Below are 13435 nucleotides of genomic sequence, written 5' to 3' on the forward strand. Positions count from 1 at the left end.
TTTAGAAACTTGAAAACCTGCAAAAAAATCCCCGATTCCACTCAGAAATCGGGGATTAATACAGCCTAACAAAATTTATTTTTGTTCTTCCGTCTTTTCTTCCGTCTGCACCGTTTCAAAGAGCGGCCCGCACGCACAGCCAGTCTGTTCTTCGCCTTCTACGCAGTTGCGGGCAATTTCCGCCTGACAGGTAGCGCCCTGCGCATCATCGGCTACCGTTTCTACGGGCGTTTGTGCGACTGTTTCCACAGGAATTTCGGCAACTGTTTCTTCCGTTTGAACAACAGCGGATTCCGCGGCAGGGACCGCCTCAACGGGAGAAACCGCGGTTTCGTCCGACGAGGGCTGCACGGTTTCGCCGCACGCTTCGCACGCGTGTTCTTCTCCGCCGCAGCAGGAGCACGATTCGTGATATGCTTGCATTTCTTTTTCGGCTTCTGCCTGCACTACAGCTTCCTGCGCCGGTGTTTCGGACGGAACTTCCGGCACATCTTCGCCGATTACGCCGGGCACAAAATCCGCCGGAGCTTTGTTTGCGTTAAACGCTTCGGTGGCTTTGGCTGTTGGACGGAAAGTTACCTTGCGCCATTTCCCCTCTCCTTCGGAAGCAGTGGATACAAATTCATTTCCTTCCACGGCGCGGTGGATATAACGGCGCAGCTGCGCGCTCATCGGGCGGAAGCGGAATACACTGTGACCGTGTTTAATCATATCAATCCCTTTTTCAATTTCGGCGTCTATCTTATCTTCCGCTTTTCTCCAATAATTTTGCGTATCGGTAATGACGGAGATCGGTTTGTCAAAATGACGGCTCAGCGCCAAGGTGCACAGGTATTGGATAGCTTCCAAGGTTTTTCCTTCTTTACCGATAACAATAGCCGGATGATCGCAGTCAAACGTCAACAGAATACGCTGTTGTTTTTCATCCCACCAAACATTCAAATTTTCGGTCTTTACGCCCATCTGGGTGAGCACTTTATCCAAATATTCTTTAGCCTCTTGCATAGGAGCTTTCAAGTGTTCCGGAATGACTGCGTTACGGATAGCATCACACGGAAGCAACTGTACTTCGTTGGCTTTGGGTGTTTTTTCGCGCGGTTCGCGCGCCACAACACGTTCCGCACGGCGGCCACTATGTTTGCCGCAACGGAAATCGCTGCGTTCTTTTCGGTTGTTGTGTCCGCCGCGGGCAGGTTTATTTTTGCGTTTCGGCACGTCCATATAAATTTGCGCGTCAAGGTTAGCGGACGTCCAGCGTTTCTGGCGAAGTTCCACCACAGCAGGACGGGAACCGATTCCCAAAAAACCTTTTCTAGGCGTTTCCAAAACCGTAACTTCCACTTGATCTCTTCTTAAACCCATTTCTTTTAGGCCTTTTGCAATAGCATCGGCCACTTCTTTAGCTTGTACTTTAATTTTCATCGGCATAGTAAAATGCTCCTTAAATTTAATTGGCTTTCGCCAGTTTACGATTGACAAACGTCTGAATGCCGTACGACAGCAGGCTGTTGGTCAGCCAGTACAGCACCAGCCCCGACGGGAAATTCATAAACAGCAGCGTGAAAATAAGCGGCATATATTTAAACATCGCAGCTTGGGAAGGATCCGTTCCCGCAGGGATATTCCCCTTTTGCTGAAAAAACATTACCGCTCCCATCAATACGGGCAAAATATAATACGGATCTTTAGACGACAAATCCGTCAGCCAAAATACGAATTTTGCTCCGTGAAGTGCCCACGACGTACGCAGCGCGTTGAACAGAGCCAAAAAGATAGGCAGCTGAATAAGCAGCGGCAAGCAACCGGCCAAAGGATTAACCTTATGCTTTTGGTATAACTCCAAAGTGGCTTTGTTCAAGGCTTGTCCGTCGCCTTTGTATTTTTCCTGCAAACGCTTTATTTCGGGCTGGATTTTTTTCATCTGCGCGGCCGATTTAAACTGCATCAAGGTAAACTTGAATAAAATCGCCTGCAGCAGGACCGTCATCATAATAATCGCCACACCGTAGTTACCCGTCCAGCCGTAGAACGTCTCCAAGACGTTGCGGGCAATTTTTCCGAGCGCGCCGAAAAAGCCGAATGCGATGCTGCGATCCAGATGATACGGCAACTCCAAAAACTGCTGATAATCTTTCGGACCGAAATAAAAATCGGAATTATATTCCAATTTAGATTTGGCTTCCAATACGGCCGGAGGAACGGAGACCGTAAATTGCGGACCCGTCAAATCATCTTGTCCGAATAATCCCCACAACATACCGTCCTGTTTGCCGATAACGGGTTTATCCGCGGCGAAATCGCCCGCTTTCCAGCCTTGCGGAATCAGCACCGCTAGAAAATAGCGGTTTTCCACACCGGCCCAAATCCACGGCAATTCCGGCTGTTTGGACTTTTGGGTAAAGGTCTCCAAGGTAGGCTTCTTTTTCCCTTCTTCCTGCACAAGATACACAGCTTTTGACTCGCGCTCATTGTCCTTCATTTCGCTTTTTACCGTCGCAAGGCCGGGGCCAAAGTTGTAATCCCACTGGCCCAGCGTGAAGGTTTGATTGGTGCGGTTTTCAAAAGTAATGCTCAGGTTATTAATACCGTTTTCGTTAAAGCGGTATGTTTTGGAAACCACAAGACCGGAGACGATATCCCCCGTAAAGGTAATGGAATTTTTTGTCCGCGCAAATTCGGTAAAATCTATTTGCGGCATTGTGGCAAAATATCCCACTCCTTCATAAGGGGTTAGGTCTACATCGGAAATTACGTCTTTGAACAAATATGTTTTAATACCCGCGCCTTTAGAAGAGAACGTAACTTCCGCCTGTGGCAGAGAGAGCGTAAAAAGTTCTTCGGGCTTGGGTTTGGGGGCTTCTTTGGCAATTACGGAAGCGGAAGAAGAAACAAGCAAAGCCGCAGAGGCGGAATCTTTGGAGGTTTCTTCGGTTGTTTTTTTCAGCTGGGCTTCGGCCGCTTCCTGCGCAGCGCGCGCCCGAGGCAAGGCTACAAACTGGTTGTAACCGGTAATTACCAGCAAAAATAGCATTGCGGTAATTAAAAACTGTCGGTTCATAAAACTCCTGTTGGATTCCCGGCAAAAAGCGACCTCCTTGCCGGAGGCGGAAAGAACAGACGTTGGGAAAAGATTAAGGGAGCGGATCGTATCCGCCCGAATGAAACGGGTGACATTTCAACACCCGCTTTGCGGCCAGCCACGCCCCTTTAAAGGCGCCGTATTTGCAAACCGCTTGATACGCATATTGGCTGCAGGTCGGCGTAAACCGGCAAACCCCTTTCGGGCCTAATAACGGACGCACAAAAAGCATAAACGCCCGAAGCAGCCAAAGCGATAAATTTTTAAATAAAAGCGAAATTTTATTCATAACTCTTCAATAATCAAATTACGCGTTTTCTGAAGAGGGACCGAGCAATGCGGCTCTTCCACATAGTGTCATAAGCGCATCCTGCGCCGCGTGCACGTTGCTCAGCTTTTCGCCGTCGCGGGGACTTACGATAATGTCCGTTCCCGATAAAATATTTTTCCTGTTCAGTCTGAAAGCTTCCCGCAGCAGCCTTTTGGCGCGGTTGCGCACAACCGCCGGACCCATTTTTCTGGATACCACCACCGCAAACCGGACCGGACGCGAATCCTCCCGCGCACCAGCCCGTGCCCACAGCACAACTCCGTTGTACTGCAGTTTAATGCCGCCCCGAATAATCTCCTCAAAATCTCTTTTAAGGTGCAGGCGGCACAAACGCGGCAGACCGTTGGGCTGCATAAAACTTAGGCTCTGATGAGTTCGTGGCGGCCTTTGGCTCTTCTGGCGCTGAGCACTTTTCTGCCGCCGGCAGTAGCCATTCTGGCACGGAATCCGATGTGTTTGGCACGTCTTCTTTTGTTAGGTCTGTAAGTCGGTAACATATCTCTTTAATATACGTTAATTCTGGCCCGCCGTGCGAACTGGAAAAAACGTATCTCCTCTAATTAATTTAAAATGGTTTCTGTATGAAACATATTGATATTATAGCTTTTCTTGCCGTTCTTTGCAAAAACTCCTACGGATAGGGTATACAACACATCCGCCAAGTATCGCTCGTTAGCCCATTCAAAAGGACTTGCCCCTCGTTTTTGGCGGGATAAAAAAGAATCAAATCTTTATTGGGATCTAAGTAGCTGCCGGTATTGCCTGCGGGCTGATAATGAATCTCGCCGGACGGAATACGGTAGACTTTGCCTTCTTGCTGCGTTACACGGTTAAAAATCGTTTCTTCCGCTTTTCCTTCATAATAAGCATCAATATCTTTGGCTAAATCGATTTGATTATCGTAGAACAATTTTCCGGTCCAAGGTTTGGCACTCGGTTCCGCTACAGGTTCCAGCACACAATCCAGTAATTTAGGGGCGGCAGCCTCCAGCCCCGCTTGAATATCAGCCGGCAAAACCTCCTCCGGCGCGTAAAGGGTAATTTTTCCCGCCGGATTTACCACAGCCAAAGAACCTTTGGGAACAAATAAATTTTCTTTTGTTAGGGTAATATTGCGGGAAAAACGCACCGCACGCATAGTTTCCCCCGTGGGAAGCGAAAAATGGGTAACATTCGGCGTGCGTAAATAACCGTTTACTACCGAAACAAGTGATTTCTTTTGCACAAACCCTGCACGAACCACGCCTCTTTGCACGACTTTCAACAGGTTTCCTTGTGCAAAAGAAGATACCGTACAAAATACACACAATCCGATTACAGCTGTCATTGTTTTCATATGAATCACACTCGCTGAAAAGTAAATTTATTATATATATGATACCTGTTTTACACCCACTAAACCAGAGCCAAAAGACCCATTCCATCCTAGGTCTATGGGTCTACTCGCGCAAGGCAACATAATATGCTATGCTTATAACAGTATGATATTTACCGACTCCGGCATTGTTTTGTTCCGTCAAGAATTTCGCGAAACAGACCGTATCGTTTCCCTCTACACTCGCGAACACGGGCGCATTAATGCGCGCCTGCCCGGGGTGATGCGTCCGGCCGGAAAACTGAAAGCCTTAAGCGAACCTTTTGCTTTTGGAGATTACCGCATTTATGTGCGGCGGGGCGGAGTAATCGGCACGGTAACGGGCGGTAAAATATCCAACATTTTCCCTAATATCCGCACACATCTCAAGAGATCTGTATTGGCTATGCACCTGTGTGAGCTCGTGTTAAGATTGACTCCCCTGCACCAACCGAACGAAGCAAAATTCGAACTATTGTGCAAAGCACTTACCGAACTGGAATACGGAGAAGTTACTTCCGCCTTTCAAGCTGCGTTTACACTCAGACTAATGGCCTTGGCCGGATTCGGACTTGATCACCCTGTACTGAACATTTCATCCGAATTTTGGCGCAAAATACACGAGGACGATTTCTCCGCCTTACAATTCACCGAACCGGAAGAATTGCTGTCTCTGTCTAAATGCAACAGCGTCTGCCGGCGATTTTTGAACCGTTATCTGACCTATCCGTTAAACACCCTGCGCAATTTTACGTTGGAACAGGACTCGCAGAATGTGTTTGAAACGGAGCCGGCAGGAGTAAACAAAGCGGAAGCCGCCCGCGACAGCCACCCGTCCACTTACCAAAAGACCTAAATGCATCTAGGTCTAAATACCCTTGTGCCCATACAAAGTTCCATATAAAATTAAGATAAGGAGAAACTATGAAAAAGGCTCTTTTATCTACTGTTTTACTATTTTCCTTTTTATCCGCTTTCACCCAAATAAATACCGCTGAAGAGCAGCAAACTCTCCGCATGGTAAATCAGCACAATTTCCGACAGGAAATATCTATGGTTTTCTCCCGCGCACAACAAGCGAGAAAGATTACCACAGAACACGCTATCATAGCTGATAAAACATTTTCTTCCGCTGCTATACCTGCGGATATAACGGCTTCTTTGCCGCCAAGTGATTTGACCCCAAAAATACAAAAGGCGTACATCTCACAACGAAAAGCCGTCCGAGATCCTAAAAAACAATGGCAAGTCGCCCTGTTTTTAGCGGACAGAAACCGTCCGTTGTCCGAAACGTTGAATATTCTGCGTCAAAAAATTGCCAACGGAGATTTGCGCCACGCTGCTGTTTTGGACATTACCCCGCACACAGCAAACCAATCCCCCCAAAAAGAAACCCCTTCCCCTGCACAAGATTATCCTGCCGTTTTCTATTTTTTGTATATGGGAAAAACTAAACCGGTAACAGAAAAAATAACCGCCGATTCTACCGTAAATACAGCGGAGTTACTCTCCCCGCTTTTTGAACATTTCCAAAATACCCAAGACGTTTATTCCGCCGTAATTATTGATGGACACGGCAGCGGTTTTGATATGTTCTATGGAGAGAACGGCTGGATGGATATGGAACACATTTTATCCTCTCTGCAAGAGACAGGGTTATCGTTGGACATCTTAGACTTGGCCTCCTGTCATATGGCCTCTCTTTACAATTTGTACCAACTGTCAAAATACAAAAATATTACCTATTTGGTGGCTTCTTCGGACATAATGACAGGAAGCACTGAACAGATGTATTATACCCTGTTACCGCATTTAAATGTTGAGCCGCGCCAAGCTGCTATAAACGCCGTTCATTCCGCCAGAAGCGTTCATCGTTTCAACTCGTCGTACACCACAAACAACGTTATTGCTTTACACCTTCCCGTGCTTTTTTCCCCTGTGGAAAATTGGTTTAACGACTATGCTAATCTAATGCTTGCAGACTCCGAGCAAGTAAAACAAGGAATGATGGAAGCATTTGACCCCCGTTGGGGAACTTGGCGTTCGTTACATAAAATCCTGCGCCGGCAAATAGAATATCTGTTAAACAGTCAGGAAGAAACCGTAGAAGGAAACGATTATGAACTGTCAGAGTTAAAAGAAAACTGTATACAAAGCTCACGGATTTTGGCGGATGCTCTCCAAAAAAGCACGCTAACCCAATGGTGCTATTCGGAACAATTAGGCCGCGTATATGTGAATCAAATTCCGCCCAATATTGATTGTTTGGACAGCGTATCCGTTACAAAAGAACAATTGGAGTATTTGATTGAAACAGAATCCCCCAAGCTAGAACAACAATTGAAAAAACGATACAGGTGCGTCGGTTAATGGGTGGACGTCTCCGAACCCAAGCCAGAACAACAGTTGAAAAAAACAATACCGTCGACAAGAATGGCGTTTTTTAATGTAGCAAACGGACGAGTAACCCCAGCAGATAACGCCCCTGCGCACCAAAAGCCCTAAAACTTTTTGGGGCAAAAAACCCTTGTCAATTCGGTTTTATTTTCGGATAATACTAATTATGATAAAAGATATTCTTACCCCCTATAAATGGACATTCATATACTGTGCCGTTTTATTGGCGGCGCTGCTGATACCGGCCCGCACGGAAGCCCAAACGCATATAAACGTTTCGTGGCAGCAAGTGCTGAAACAAGAAAACCACCGCATTGACAGCCTAATTTCGGTTTTAGGTCTGGGCGGCATAGGTCTTCAAATTAACCGTATTAAAGCTCAGAGTGAAGTAAAAAAAACGATGCAAAAAGAGTTTACCCAACTCCCTAAGGACAAAGTTTCCCAAGCAAAAAACAATTACAACCGTCTCAAAGCCCTGCTTGCTACAAACCCGTTATTTCAAGGTTATGAGCTGGCAGTCCCCGTTGCACGCGATCTTTACCAAATACAAGCGGCAGATTTCAAACAATTCTTGGCTTTTTGCGACGGTACCGCAAATCCCGTTAGTGCACGGAAATATAAACAGGGTTTATTCCTTACCTTACAGGCAAATTCCTCCGCCGCAGAAGTTCTGCTGTGGGTAGACGTCCAAAAGAAAATAATTTCGTTTGTATACAACGACCCTGCCGATTTAGAAGAATTTTTAACCGGCAAATGGTATGAATTAAACGTACGGTAAACAAATCTACAGCAAAAAGCCGCCCCGTTACCGGGCGGCTTTTTAGTGTGTTTTTTACCTTCAAATTCTGTCGGTTACGATAACAACTCGTCCATATCCGAATAGATATCTTTTAGAGAATGATAGAGCTTAAACGCGCGTTGCCGCACGAAAGAATTGGGCTTTTTAATTTGAGGAACCACGCAAGTGCGCATTCCGGCAGAAATGGCGGCCGTCGCACCGGCAATAGAGTCTTCAAACGCCAAACACTCCGACACATCCACCCCCAGCTTTTGGGCTGTTTTCAAATACACTTCTGGATCTGGCTTGGGATTAGAAACATCATCAGACGTCGTAATGGAAGAAAAATACCGTGCAATTTCCTTCTGTTCCAACAAATAGTCTACCCAGCGGCGGATATTGCTGGAAGCTAACGCTACTTTGCAACCGCGTTTATAAAAAAATTCTACGGCTTCCTTAGCCCCTGGACGGAACTCTATTTCTTTGCCAGACGCCACATAATCTTCAAAATGGGCATAGGTGCGCCGGTAGAGCTTTTCTACATCAAAATGCGGACCAAAATGGTGTTTGATAAGCGCCCCCGCATCTTTACTGCTCATTCCGACACAGGTTTCAAACAATTCAAAACTAAAGCTTAAACCATCTTCGGCGGCGGCTTTCTGATAACATTCGAAATAGATCGGCTCAGTACTGAAAAGTAAACCGTCCATATCAAAAATTACGGTTGAAATCATATTATATTATTGTATAAATTTCCCGTGGGTATACACAAATGTCCGAGGTCTTTTTTATTTTATATAATATAGTTGCTTATGAAATACGGTATGAATTTTCAGGATATGATATCCGCACTCAACCATTACTGGACTAAACAAGGCTGCATCCTCGTTCAGCCCTACGACTTGGAAAAAGGCGCGGGGACGTACAACCCCGAAACCTTTTTTGGATCGCTGACAAAAAAACCCGTCAACCGCGCATACGTGGAACCCTGCCGCCGTCCCGCTGACGGCCGTTACGGTGAAAACCCCAACCGTCTGGGCAAATACTACCAATATCAAGTTATTATGAAGCCTGCTCCGGCCAACATTCAGGAGATTTATTTAAATTCCCTAAAAGCCATCGGCCTTGACCCCAAACAGCACGATGTGCGCTGGATTGAGGACGACTGGCAATCCCCCACCTTGGGCGCCTCCGGCGTCGGCTGGGAAATCTGGCTAGATGGTATGGAAATTACGCAGTTTACCTATTTTCAGAATATGGCCGGATACGCGTTAAACCCGATTACGGTGGAAATTACATACGGACTAGAGCGTATTGCGATGTACTGTCAAAAAGTGGATAATGTGTTCGACCTGCGTTGGAACGAAGAAATAACTTACCGCGACGTGCGCCACGAAGAAGAACGCCAGTTTTCCCACTATTATTTTGAAGAAACCGACCCCGAACGTTTACGCCGCTACATTCAGGAATGTGAAGAAGAATGTTTTAAACTGTGCAAAAAAGGATTATACCTTCCGGCATACGACGACGCGATGAAACTTTCCCAATATTTCAATATGCTTGAAGCGCGCGGCGCGATTTCCGTGTCTGACCGCACAAACAACATTACGAAAATCCGTAACTTGGCCAAAGCCTGCGCCAAAGCTTATATAGAAAGCGTGGAAAAGAAAGAAGAACAGGAGGCCGCAAAATGAACGCTTTACTGGAAATCGGCGTAGAACATTTACCCGCCCGCTTTATGGCACCCGCCCTCAAACAACTGGAAACGTTGGCTGCCGAATTATTGGCCGAAAAGCGCATTGATTACACCTCCGTGGAAACCTTTGGTACCTACCGCCGTTTGGTAACGGTAATTGAAGGTTTGGCGGAAAAATCAGCCGACGTACAAAAAGAAATCAAAGGGCCGCCCGCCAAACTGTTAAAAGATGCCAACGGAAACTTTACCCCCCAAAGCGCGGGATTTGCACAAAAAAATGGTTTAAAACCCGAACAACTAACCATCGTTGAAACCGAAAAAGGACCGTTTATTTACGCCAACATCAAAATTAAGGGCGAAAAAACAGCTAAACTTCTGCCGGAAATTTTTACACGACTCGTAACAGGACTTGAGTTTGCCAAAAATATGGTTTGGGAAGAATCCGGCCTGCGCTACGGCCGCCCGATTCGTTCTCTTATCGGCTTATACGGCGACAAAGTGATTAAATTTTCCGTCGCCGGCGTAAAATCAGACCGCAACACCTATCCGCTTTCTTCCTTTGGGCGCAAACCGATTAAAGTAGCCCACGCAGACAAAACCTATTATGCCGAACTGCTGCGCAACCAGCCGCAGCCTGTTTTGGTGCTGCCCGAAGAACGCAAAGAAGCGTTAATCAAAACCGTTTCCAATGAGGCCGCCGTACGCGGATATTTGGCGGATTTAGACGAAAATTTAATTCAAGAAACCGTATGGTTTACCGAACATCCGGTGGCCGTGGGCGGAGACTTCGAACTTAAATTTCTAACACTGCCCAAAGAACTTGTTACTACGGTGCTTAAAAAGCAAATTAAAATCTTCCCCGTTGTGAACAAGGCAGGCGATTTGCAGCCCTATTTTATCGCTGTGCGCGATGGGATTTCCGTCAACCAGAGCGAAGTATCCGACGGATTTAAAAAAGTAATGTCCGCCCGCCTTTCCGATGCGGTGTTCTTTTTTGAAAACGATAAAAAAGACGGACTCGCCAAATTCCACGAAAAGTTGAAAAACATTCAGTTTTTGGAAGGCCTTGGATCAATGTACGAAAAAGCACAGCGCACCCAAAAACTGGCTGCGTGTTTGTGTGAAAAACTGGGCAAAACACAGCTAAAAGAAACGGTAGACTTTGCCGCCCAACACGCGTATGACGACCTTGCCAGCCACGTGGTGTACGAATTTCCGGAGCTGCAAGGTTATATGGGCGGCTGTTACGCCGAAATAGAAGGCCGTAAAGACGCCGCAACCGCCTTGAAAGAGTTTTACTATCCACTGACCTCCTCCTCTGAACTGCCGTCGGACGAAGCGGGCGCGATTGTTTCCTTGGCGGGAAAAATCGATACGCTGGTGGGAAACTTTTTAATCGGCCAAATTCCTACCGGAAGCGAGGATCCCTTCGCCCTGCGCCGCCAAGCGTTTGGCGCGGTGCGCATTATGCTGGAAAAAGGGATGAAGGTTTCCTTAAAAGAACTGCTGGATACGGCGTCGTCCCTTTACCCCGCAGGAACGCAGGATAAAGGCCTCGCCCAACTGCAGGGCTTCTTATTCCAGCGTTTGGCCCTGGTGCTTGAACAGCGCGGCCACAATGCGCGCGTGTTGGATGCGGTGTCCAACTGGTACGAAATGCCGCTGCCGCAGATTGAAGCGTTGGTCAGCGCATTGGAAACCGTTAAAACGGGCGAAGAGTTTGCCGCTGTGCTGGAATCGGCCAAACGCGTGTGCAACCTCTTAAAGAAAGCCGGAGACGTAAACGAAAACGTGGATGAAAAACTGTTTGAACTCCCTGCCGAAAAAGCGTTGTATGACAAAATTCAGGAAGTAGACGCTTCGCTGGGCTGCCGCGTGCATACGGCTGCCGACAAAGAAGCATATTTGAACATACTCAAAACGTACGGTGCGTTTAAAGAAGTGCTGGAAAATTTCTTTAAAGACGTGATGGTCAACGCCGACGACGAAGCCGTAAAAAACAACCGTCTGGCGCTCTTGGCGCGCGTACGCCGCTACTTAACGCAAACGGTGGCCGACATTACCAAGCTGTAAAATTTGCATCCGGCAAAACACCCCCCGCCGTCCGGCAGGGGGTGTTTTTTATATGCATAATAAAATCTAAAATTCCCGGCCTAATTGCCAAAAAAGTTGATATTTAGCATAAACTCAATAAGTTTATCCCTATGTTTTGCGGTTAGCCCATTATGTACCCTTAACTTGGTTTTAATATGGCTAAAATACCCATCGCAACTGTTAGTTGTGGCGGGTATTTCTAGCTCTGGGTACCTCTTGTAAGTATATAAGTAAGGGGCATTGGTATATAAACTCCGTATTGCCCTTCTTACTCTACGGTGCATATATCTTCCCTCTTCATTTCGTTCTTTTAAAAAATCTCTGTATTGTTGTTTTAGTTCATTCAACCTTACTAATAAACTATCTGTATCATAGTCCTTTAAGTGGTTGGCTATGTCTTTTAGTTCTTGTCCGCAAGGCGTTTTAGGGTTATTAGTTAAACATTGCCTAATAGTCTGTTTTTGGTGGAACATACAGTACTGGATGGGTAATTCTGGTAATGGATCTTTAAATACGCTAATACGCCTTTACGGCCGTCTATGGTTATGCTCTTGTACTCGTACGTACCCTAAACGGTCCAAATGACTTAAATTAGCTGCTATGGTGTCTATACTTTCGTAGGTTATCTTGTTGTAGTGTATGGTCTTACCATCAGCCCTAAACACTAACCAGCCATACCCACGTTTTAAGTAGAAGGCATCAAATACCAAATTTACTGATAAAGTATAATTCGTACGATATGGTTTGTTAAATTTATAGGTATCTAATCGTCTCCAGATGGTATGTTCACTGTAATGATATTTTTTTGCTAGTTCCGGTATGGTATAGTGATGTAAACTGTAATCTTGATATATATAAGAGGTTACATCTTGTTTCAAGACAAAAACAGCACTACAGTATTTACACTGATAGCGCTGTTTTCGTAGGTTGTTACTGCCGTATTTTCGAAGTTCTATACCATCACATGTGGGACACGTTTTTTTATCATATTCCCTATAAAATCATTTTTAAGACGGTATTATCAACTTTTTTGGCAATTAGGCCTATATATTATTTTTTTCTATAACCACATTTAGGGCAAACACCCTCTGTTGTCAATGCAATTCCACACAACGGACAACGATCTTGTGTTCTATTTACTGTAAAATCACAAGTTGCAGCATTTACACCACTAGTAAAAGTAATCTTTGCAATATTTAATTTGTCTTTTAAAAGTTCATAAACAATTTTTATCATCCCTTCAACTGTCATAGTTTCTTTCGTAACAACGACTCTACACTCAGGATAAGCTGTTGCCAATTCGGTTTTAAAAGCTTCGCCCTTCATTGTGTTTTGAGGGGCTCCATTTCTAATTCCTTGTTGTTCATATACTCCTAAGATAGCAGGTAATAATGGGTCATCTTCTCTTAAAATTAGAGCGTGGTCAAAATTCTTTAAAATATTCCAAGCGGTTTTTTGTATTTCATTACAAGGGAATACCATATTTACACCCATATTCACAGAATCTTCAACTTCAATTGTTAACGTGCCTGTGTGTCCGTGCAAATATTGAGCTTCCCCTTTAAACCCGTAAAAGCGGTGTGCATACTGTAAATCAAATGTTGTTATTGATCTCATAATGTGCTCTCCTTTTTCTCTTTTTATTTTAGCACTACATAAACAAATCTGAATTAGAATTGTTACTTTTTCAAAATTTTTCTTATATT

13 protein-coding genes and 1 pseudogene are annotated in these 13435 nt (G+C 45.5%); 5 read left to right on the forward strand and 9 right to left on the reverse strand.

Annotation, left to right across the window (positions count from 1 at the left end; all coding sequences use genetic code 11):
* Nucleotides 1-75: 75 nt before the first annotated feature.
* The 6 genes from jag to ACI351_RS04235 form a co-directional block, all read right to left on the reverse strand.
* Nucleotides 76-1428, reverse strand: a complete 1353-nt coding sequence (gene jag / locus ACI351_RS04210) for an RNA-binding cell elongation regulator Jag/EloR (RefSeq protein ID WP_439734010.1) — start codon at nt 1426-1428, stop codon at nt 76-78.
* 19 nt (nt 1429-1447) lie between these two features.
* A complete protein-coding gene (locus ACI351_RS04215; protein WP_439734011.1) occupies nt 1448-3058 on the reverse strand; it encodes a YidC/Oxa1 family insertase periplasmic-domain containing protein in 1611 nt (536 codons plus the stop codon).
* 73 nt (nt 3059-3131) lie between these two features.
* Nucleotides 3132-3368, reverse strand: coding sequence for a membrane protein insertion efficiency factor YidD (gene yidD / locus ACI351_RS04220; protein ID WP_439734012.1), 237 nt, complete (start codon nt 3366-3368; stop codon nt 3132-3134).
* Nucleotides 3369-3386: 18 nt separating this feature from the next.
* Nucleotides 3387-3764, reverse strand: a complete 378-nt coding sequence (gene rnpA / locus ACI351_RS04225) for a ribonuclease P protein component (RefSeq protein ID WP_439734013.1) — start codon at nt 3762-3764, stop codon at nt 3387-3389.
* 5 nt (nt 3765-3769) lie between these two features.
* A complete protein-coding gene (gene rpmH, locus ACI351_RS04230; RefSeq protein ID WP_087287867.1) occupies nt 3770-3907 on the reverse strand; it encodes a 50S ribosomal protein L34 in 138 nt (45 codons plus the stop codon).
* A 134-nt stretch (nt 3908-4041) separates the two neighbouring features.
* Nucleotides 4042-4746 (reverse strand): hypothetical protein, encoded by a 705-nt coding sequence (locus ACI351_RS04235; protein ID WP_439734014.1) that lies wholly within the window; start codon nt 4744-4746, stop codon nt 4042-4044.
* A gap of 145 nt (nt 4747-4891) precedes the next feature.
* Between ACI351_RS04235 and recO the strand changes: the two genes are divergently transcribed.
* From recO to ACI351_RS04250, 3 genes are all read left to right on the forward strand, one after another.
* Nucleotides 4892-5620, forward strand: coding sequence for a DNA repair protein RecO (gene recO, locus ACI351_RS04240; protein WP_439734015.1), 729 nt, complete (start codon nt 4892-4894; stop codon nt 5618-5620).
* A 68-nt stretch (nt 5621-5688) separates the two neighbouring features.
* The gene (locus tag ACI351_RS04245; RefSeq protein ID WP_439734016.1) at nt 5689-7134 is read left to right on the forward strand and encodes a hypothetical protein; all 1446 of its coding nucleotides are present in this window, start codon (nt 5689-5691) and stop codon (nt 7132-7134) included.
* Between the two features lie 193 nt (nt 7135-7327).
* A complete protein-coding gene (locus ACI351_RS04250; protein ID WP_439734017.1) occupies nt 7328-7939 on the forward strand; it encodes a hypothetical protein in 612 nt (203 codons plus the stop codon).
* Between the two features lie 74 nt (nt 7940-8013).
* On the opposite strand, the gene ACI351_RS04255 is transcribed toward ACI351_RS04250, so the two are convergent.
* Nucleotides 8014-8673: an HAD family hydrolase gene (locus tag ACI351_RS04255; RefSeq protein ID WP_439734018.1), complete on the reverse strand. Its 660-nt coding sequence runs from the start codon at nt 8671-8673 to the stop codon at nt 8014-8016.
* A gap of 90 nt (nt 8674-8763) precedes the next feature.
* Between ACI351_RS04255 and ACI351_RS04260 the strand changes: the two genes are divergently transcribed.
* Together ACI351_RS04260 and glyS are read left to right on the forward strand one after the other, a co-directional pair.
* The gene (locus tag ACI351_RS04260) at nt 8764-9633 is read left to right on the forward strand and encodes a glycine--tRNA ligase subunit alpha (protein WP_439734020.1); all 870 of its coding nucleotides are present in this window, start codon (nt 8764-8766) and stop codon (nt 9631-9633) included.
* Nucleotides 9630-11708, forward strand: a complete 2079-nt coding sequence (gene glyS, locus ACI351_RS04265) for a glycine--tRNA ligase subunit beta (RefSeq protein WP_439734019.1) — start codon at nt 9630-9632, stop codon at nt 11706-11708. The genes ACI351_RS04260 and glyS overlap by 4 nt, the downstream gene beginning before the upstream one ends.
* Nucleotides 11709-12256: 548 nt before the next feature.
* Here glyS and ACI351_RS04270 read toward each other — a convergent pair.
* Both ACI351_RS04270 and ACI351_RS04275 read right to left on the reverse strand, forming a co-directional pair.
* A pseudogene (locus ACI351_RS04270) lies at nt 12257-12694 on the reverse strand (hypothetical protein); the annotation flags it as partial.
* 85 nt (nt 12695-12779) lie between these two features.
* Complete coding sequence (locus tag ACI351_RS04275; protein WP_439734021.1) at nt 12780-13346, reverse strand: 6-pyruvoyl trahydropterin synthase family protein; 567 nt, start codon at nt 13344-13346, stop codon at nt 12780-12782.
* Nucleotides 13347-13435: the final 89 nt, after the last annotated feature.

Source organism: Candidatus Avelusimicrobium sp. (assembly GCF_051874775.1).
GTDB lineage: Bacteria > Elusimicrobiota > Elusimicrobia > Elusimicrobiales > Elusimicrobiaceae > Avelusimicrobium.

Excerpts from the sequence above, each read along its gene's own strand:
- glyS (WP_439734019.1), top strand. The coding sequence starts at position 9,630 with ATGAACGCTTTACTGGAAATCGGCGTAGAACATTTACCCGCCCGCTTT.
- jag (WP_439734010.1), bottom strand. The coding sequence starts at position 1,428 with ATGCCGATGAAAATTAAAGTACAAGCTAAAGAAGTGGCCGATGCTATT.
- rnpA (WP_439734013.1), bottom strand. The coding sequence starts at position 3,764 with ATGCAGCCCAACGGTCTGCCGCGTTTGTGCCGCCTGCACCTTAAAAGA.
- ACI351_RS04235 (WP_439734014.1), bottom strand. The coding sequence starts at position 4,746 with ATGAAAACAATGACAGCTGTAATCGGATTGTGTGTATTTTGTACGGTA.
- ACI351_RS04215 (WP_439734011.1), bottom strand. The coding sequence starts at position 3,058 with ATGAACCGACAGTTTTTAATTACCGCAATGCTATTTTTGCTGGTAATT.
- ACI351_RS04260 (WP_439734020.1), top strand. The coding sequence starts at position 8,764 with ATGAATTTTCAGGATATGATATCCGCACTCAACCATTACTGGACTAAA.
- recO (WP_439734015.1), top strand. The coding sequence starts at position 4,892 with ATGATATTTACCGACTCCGGCATTGTTTTGTTCCGTCAAGAATTTCGC.
- yidD (WP_439734012.1), bottom strand. The coding sequence starts at position 3,368 with ATGAATAAAATTTCGCTTTTATTTAAAAATTTATCGCTTTGGCTGCTT.
- ACI351_RS04245 (WP_439734016.1), top strand. The coding sequence starts at position 5,689 with ATGAAAAAGGCTCTTTTATCTACTGTTTTACTATTTTCCTTTTTATCC.
- rpmH (WP_087287867.1), bottom strand. The coding sequence starts at position 3,907 with ATGTTACCGACTTACAGACCTAACAAAAGAAGACGTGCCAAACACATC.
- ACI351_RS04250 (WP_439734017.1), top strand. The coding sequence starts at position 7,328 with ATGATAAAAGATATTCTTACCCCCTATAAATGGACATTCATATACTGT.
- ACI351_RS04275 (WP_439734021.1), bottom strand. The coding sequence starts at position 13,346 with ATGAGATCAATAACAACATTTGATTTACAGTATGCACACCGCTTTTAC.
- ACI351_RS04255 (WP_439734018.1), bottom strand. The coding sequence starts at position 8,673 with ATGATTTCAACCGTAATTTTTGATATGGACGGTTTACTTTTCAGTACT.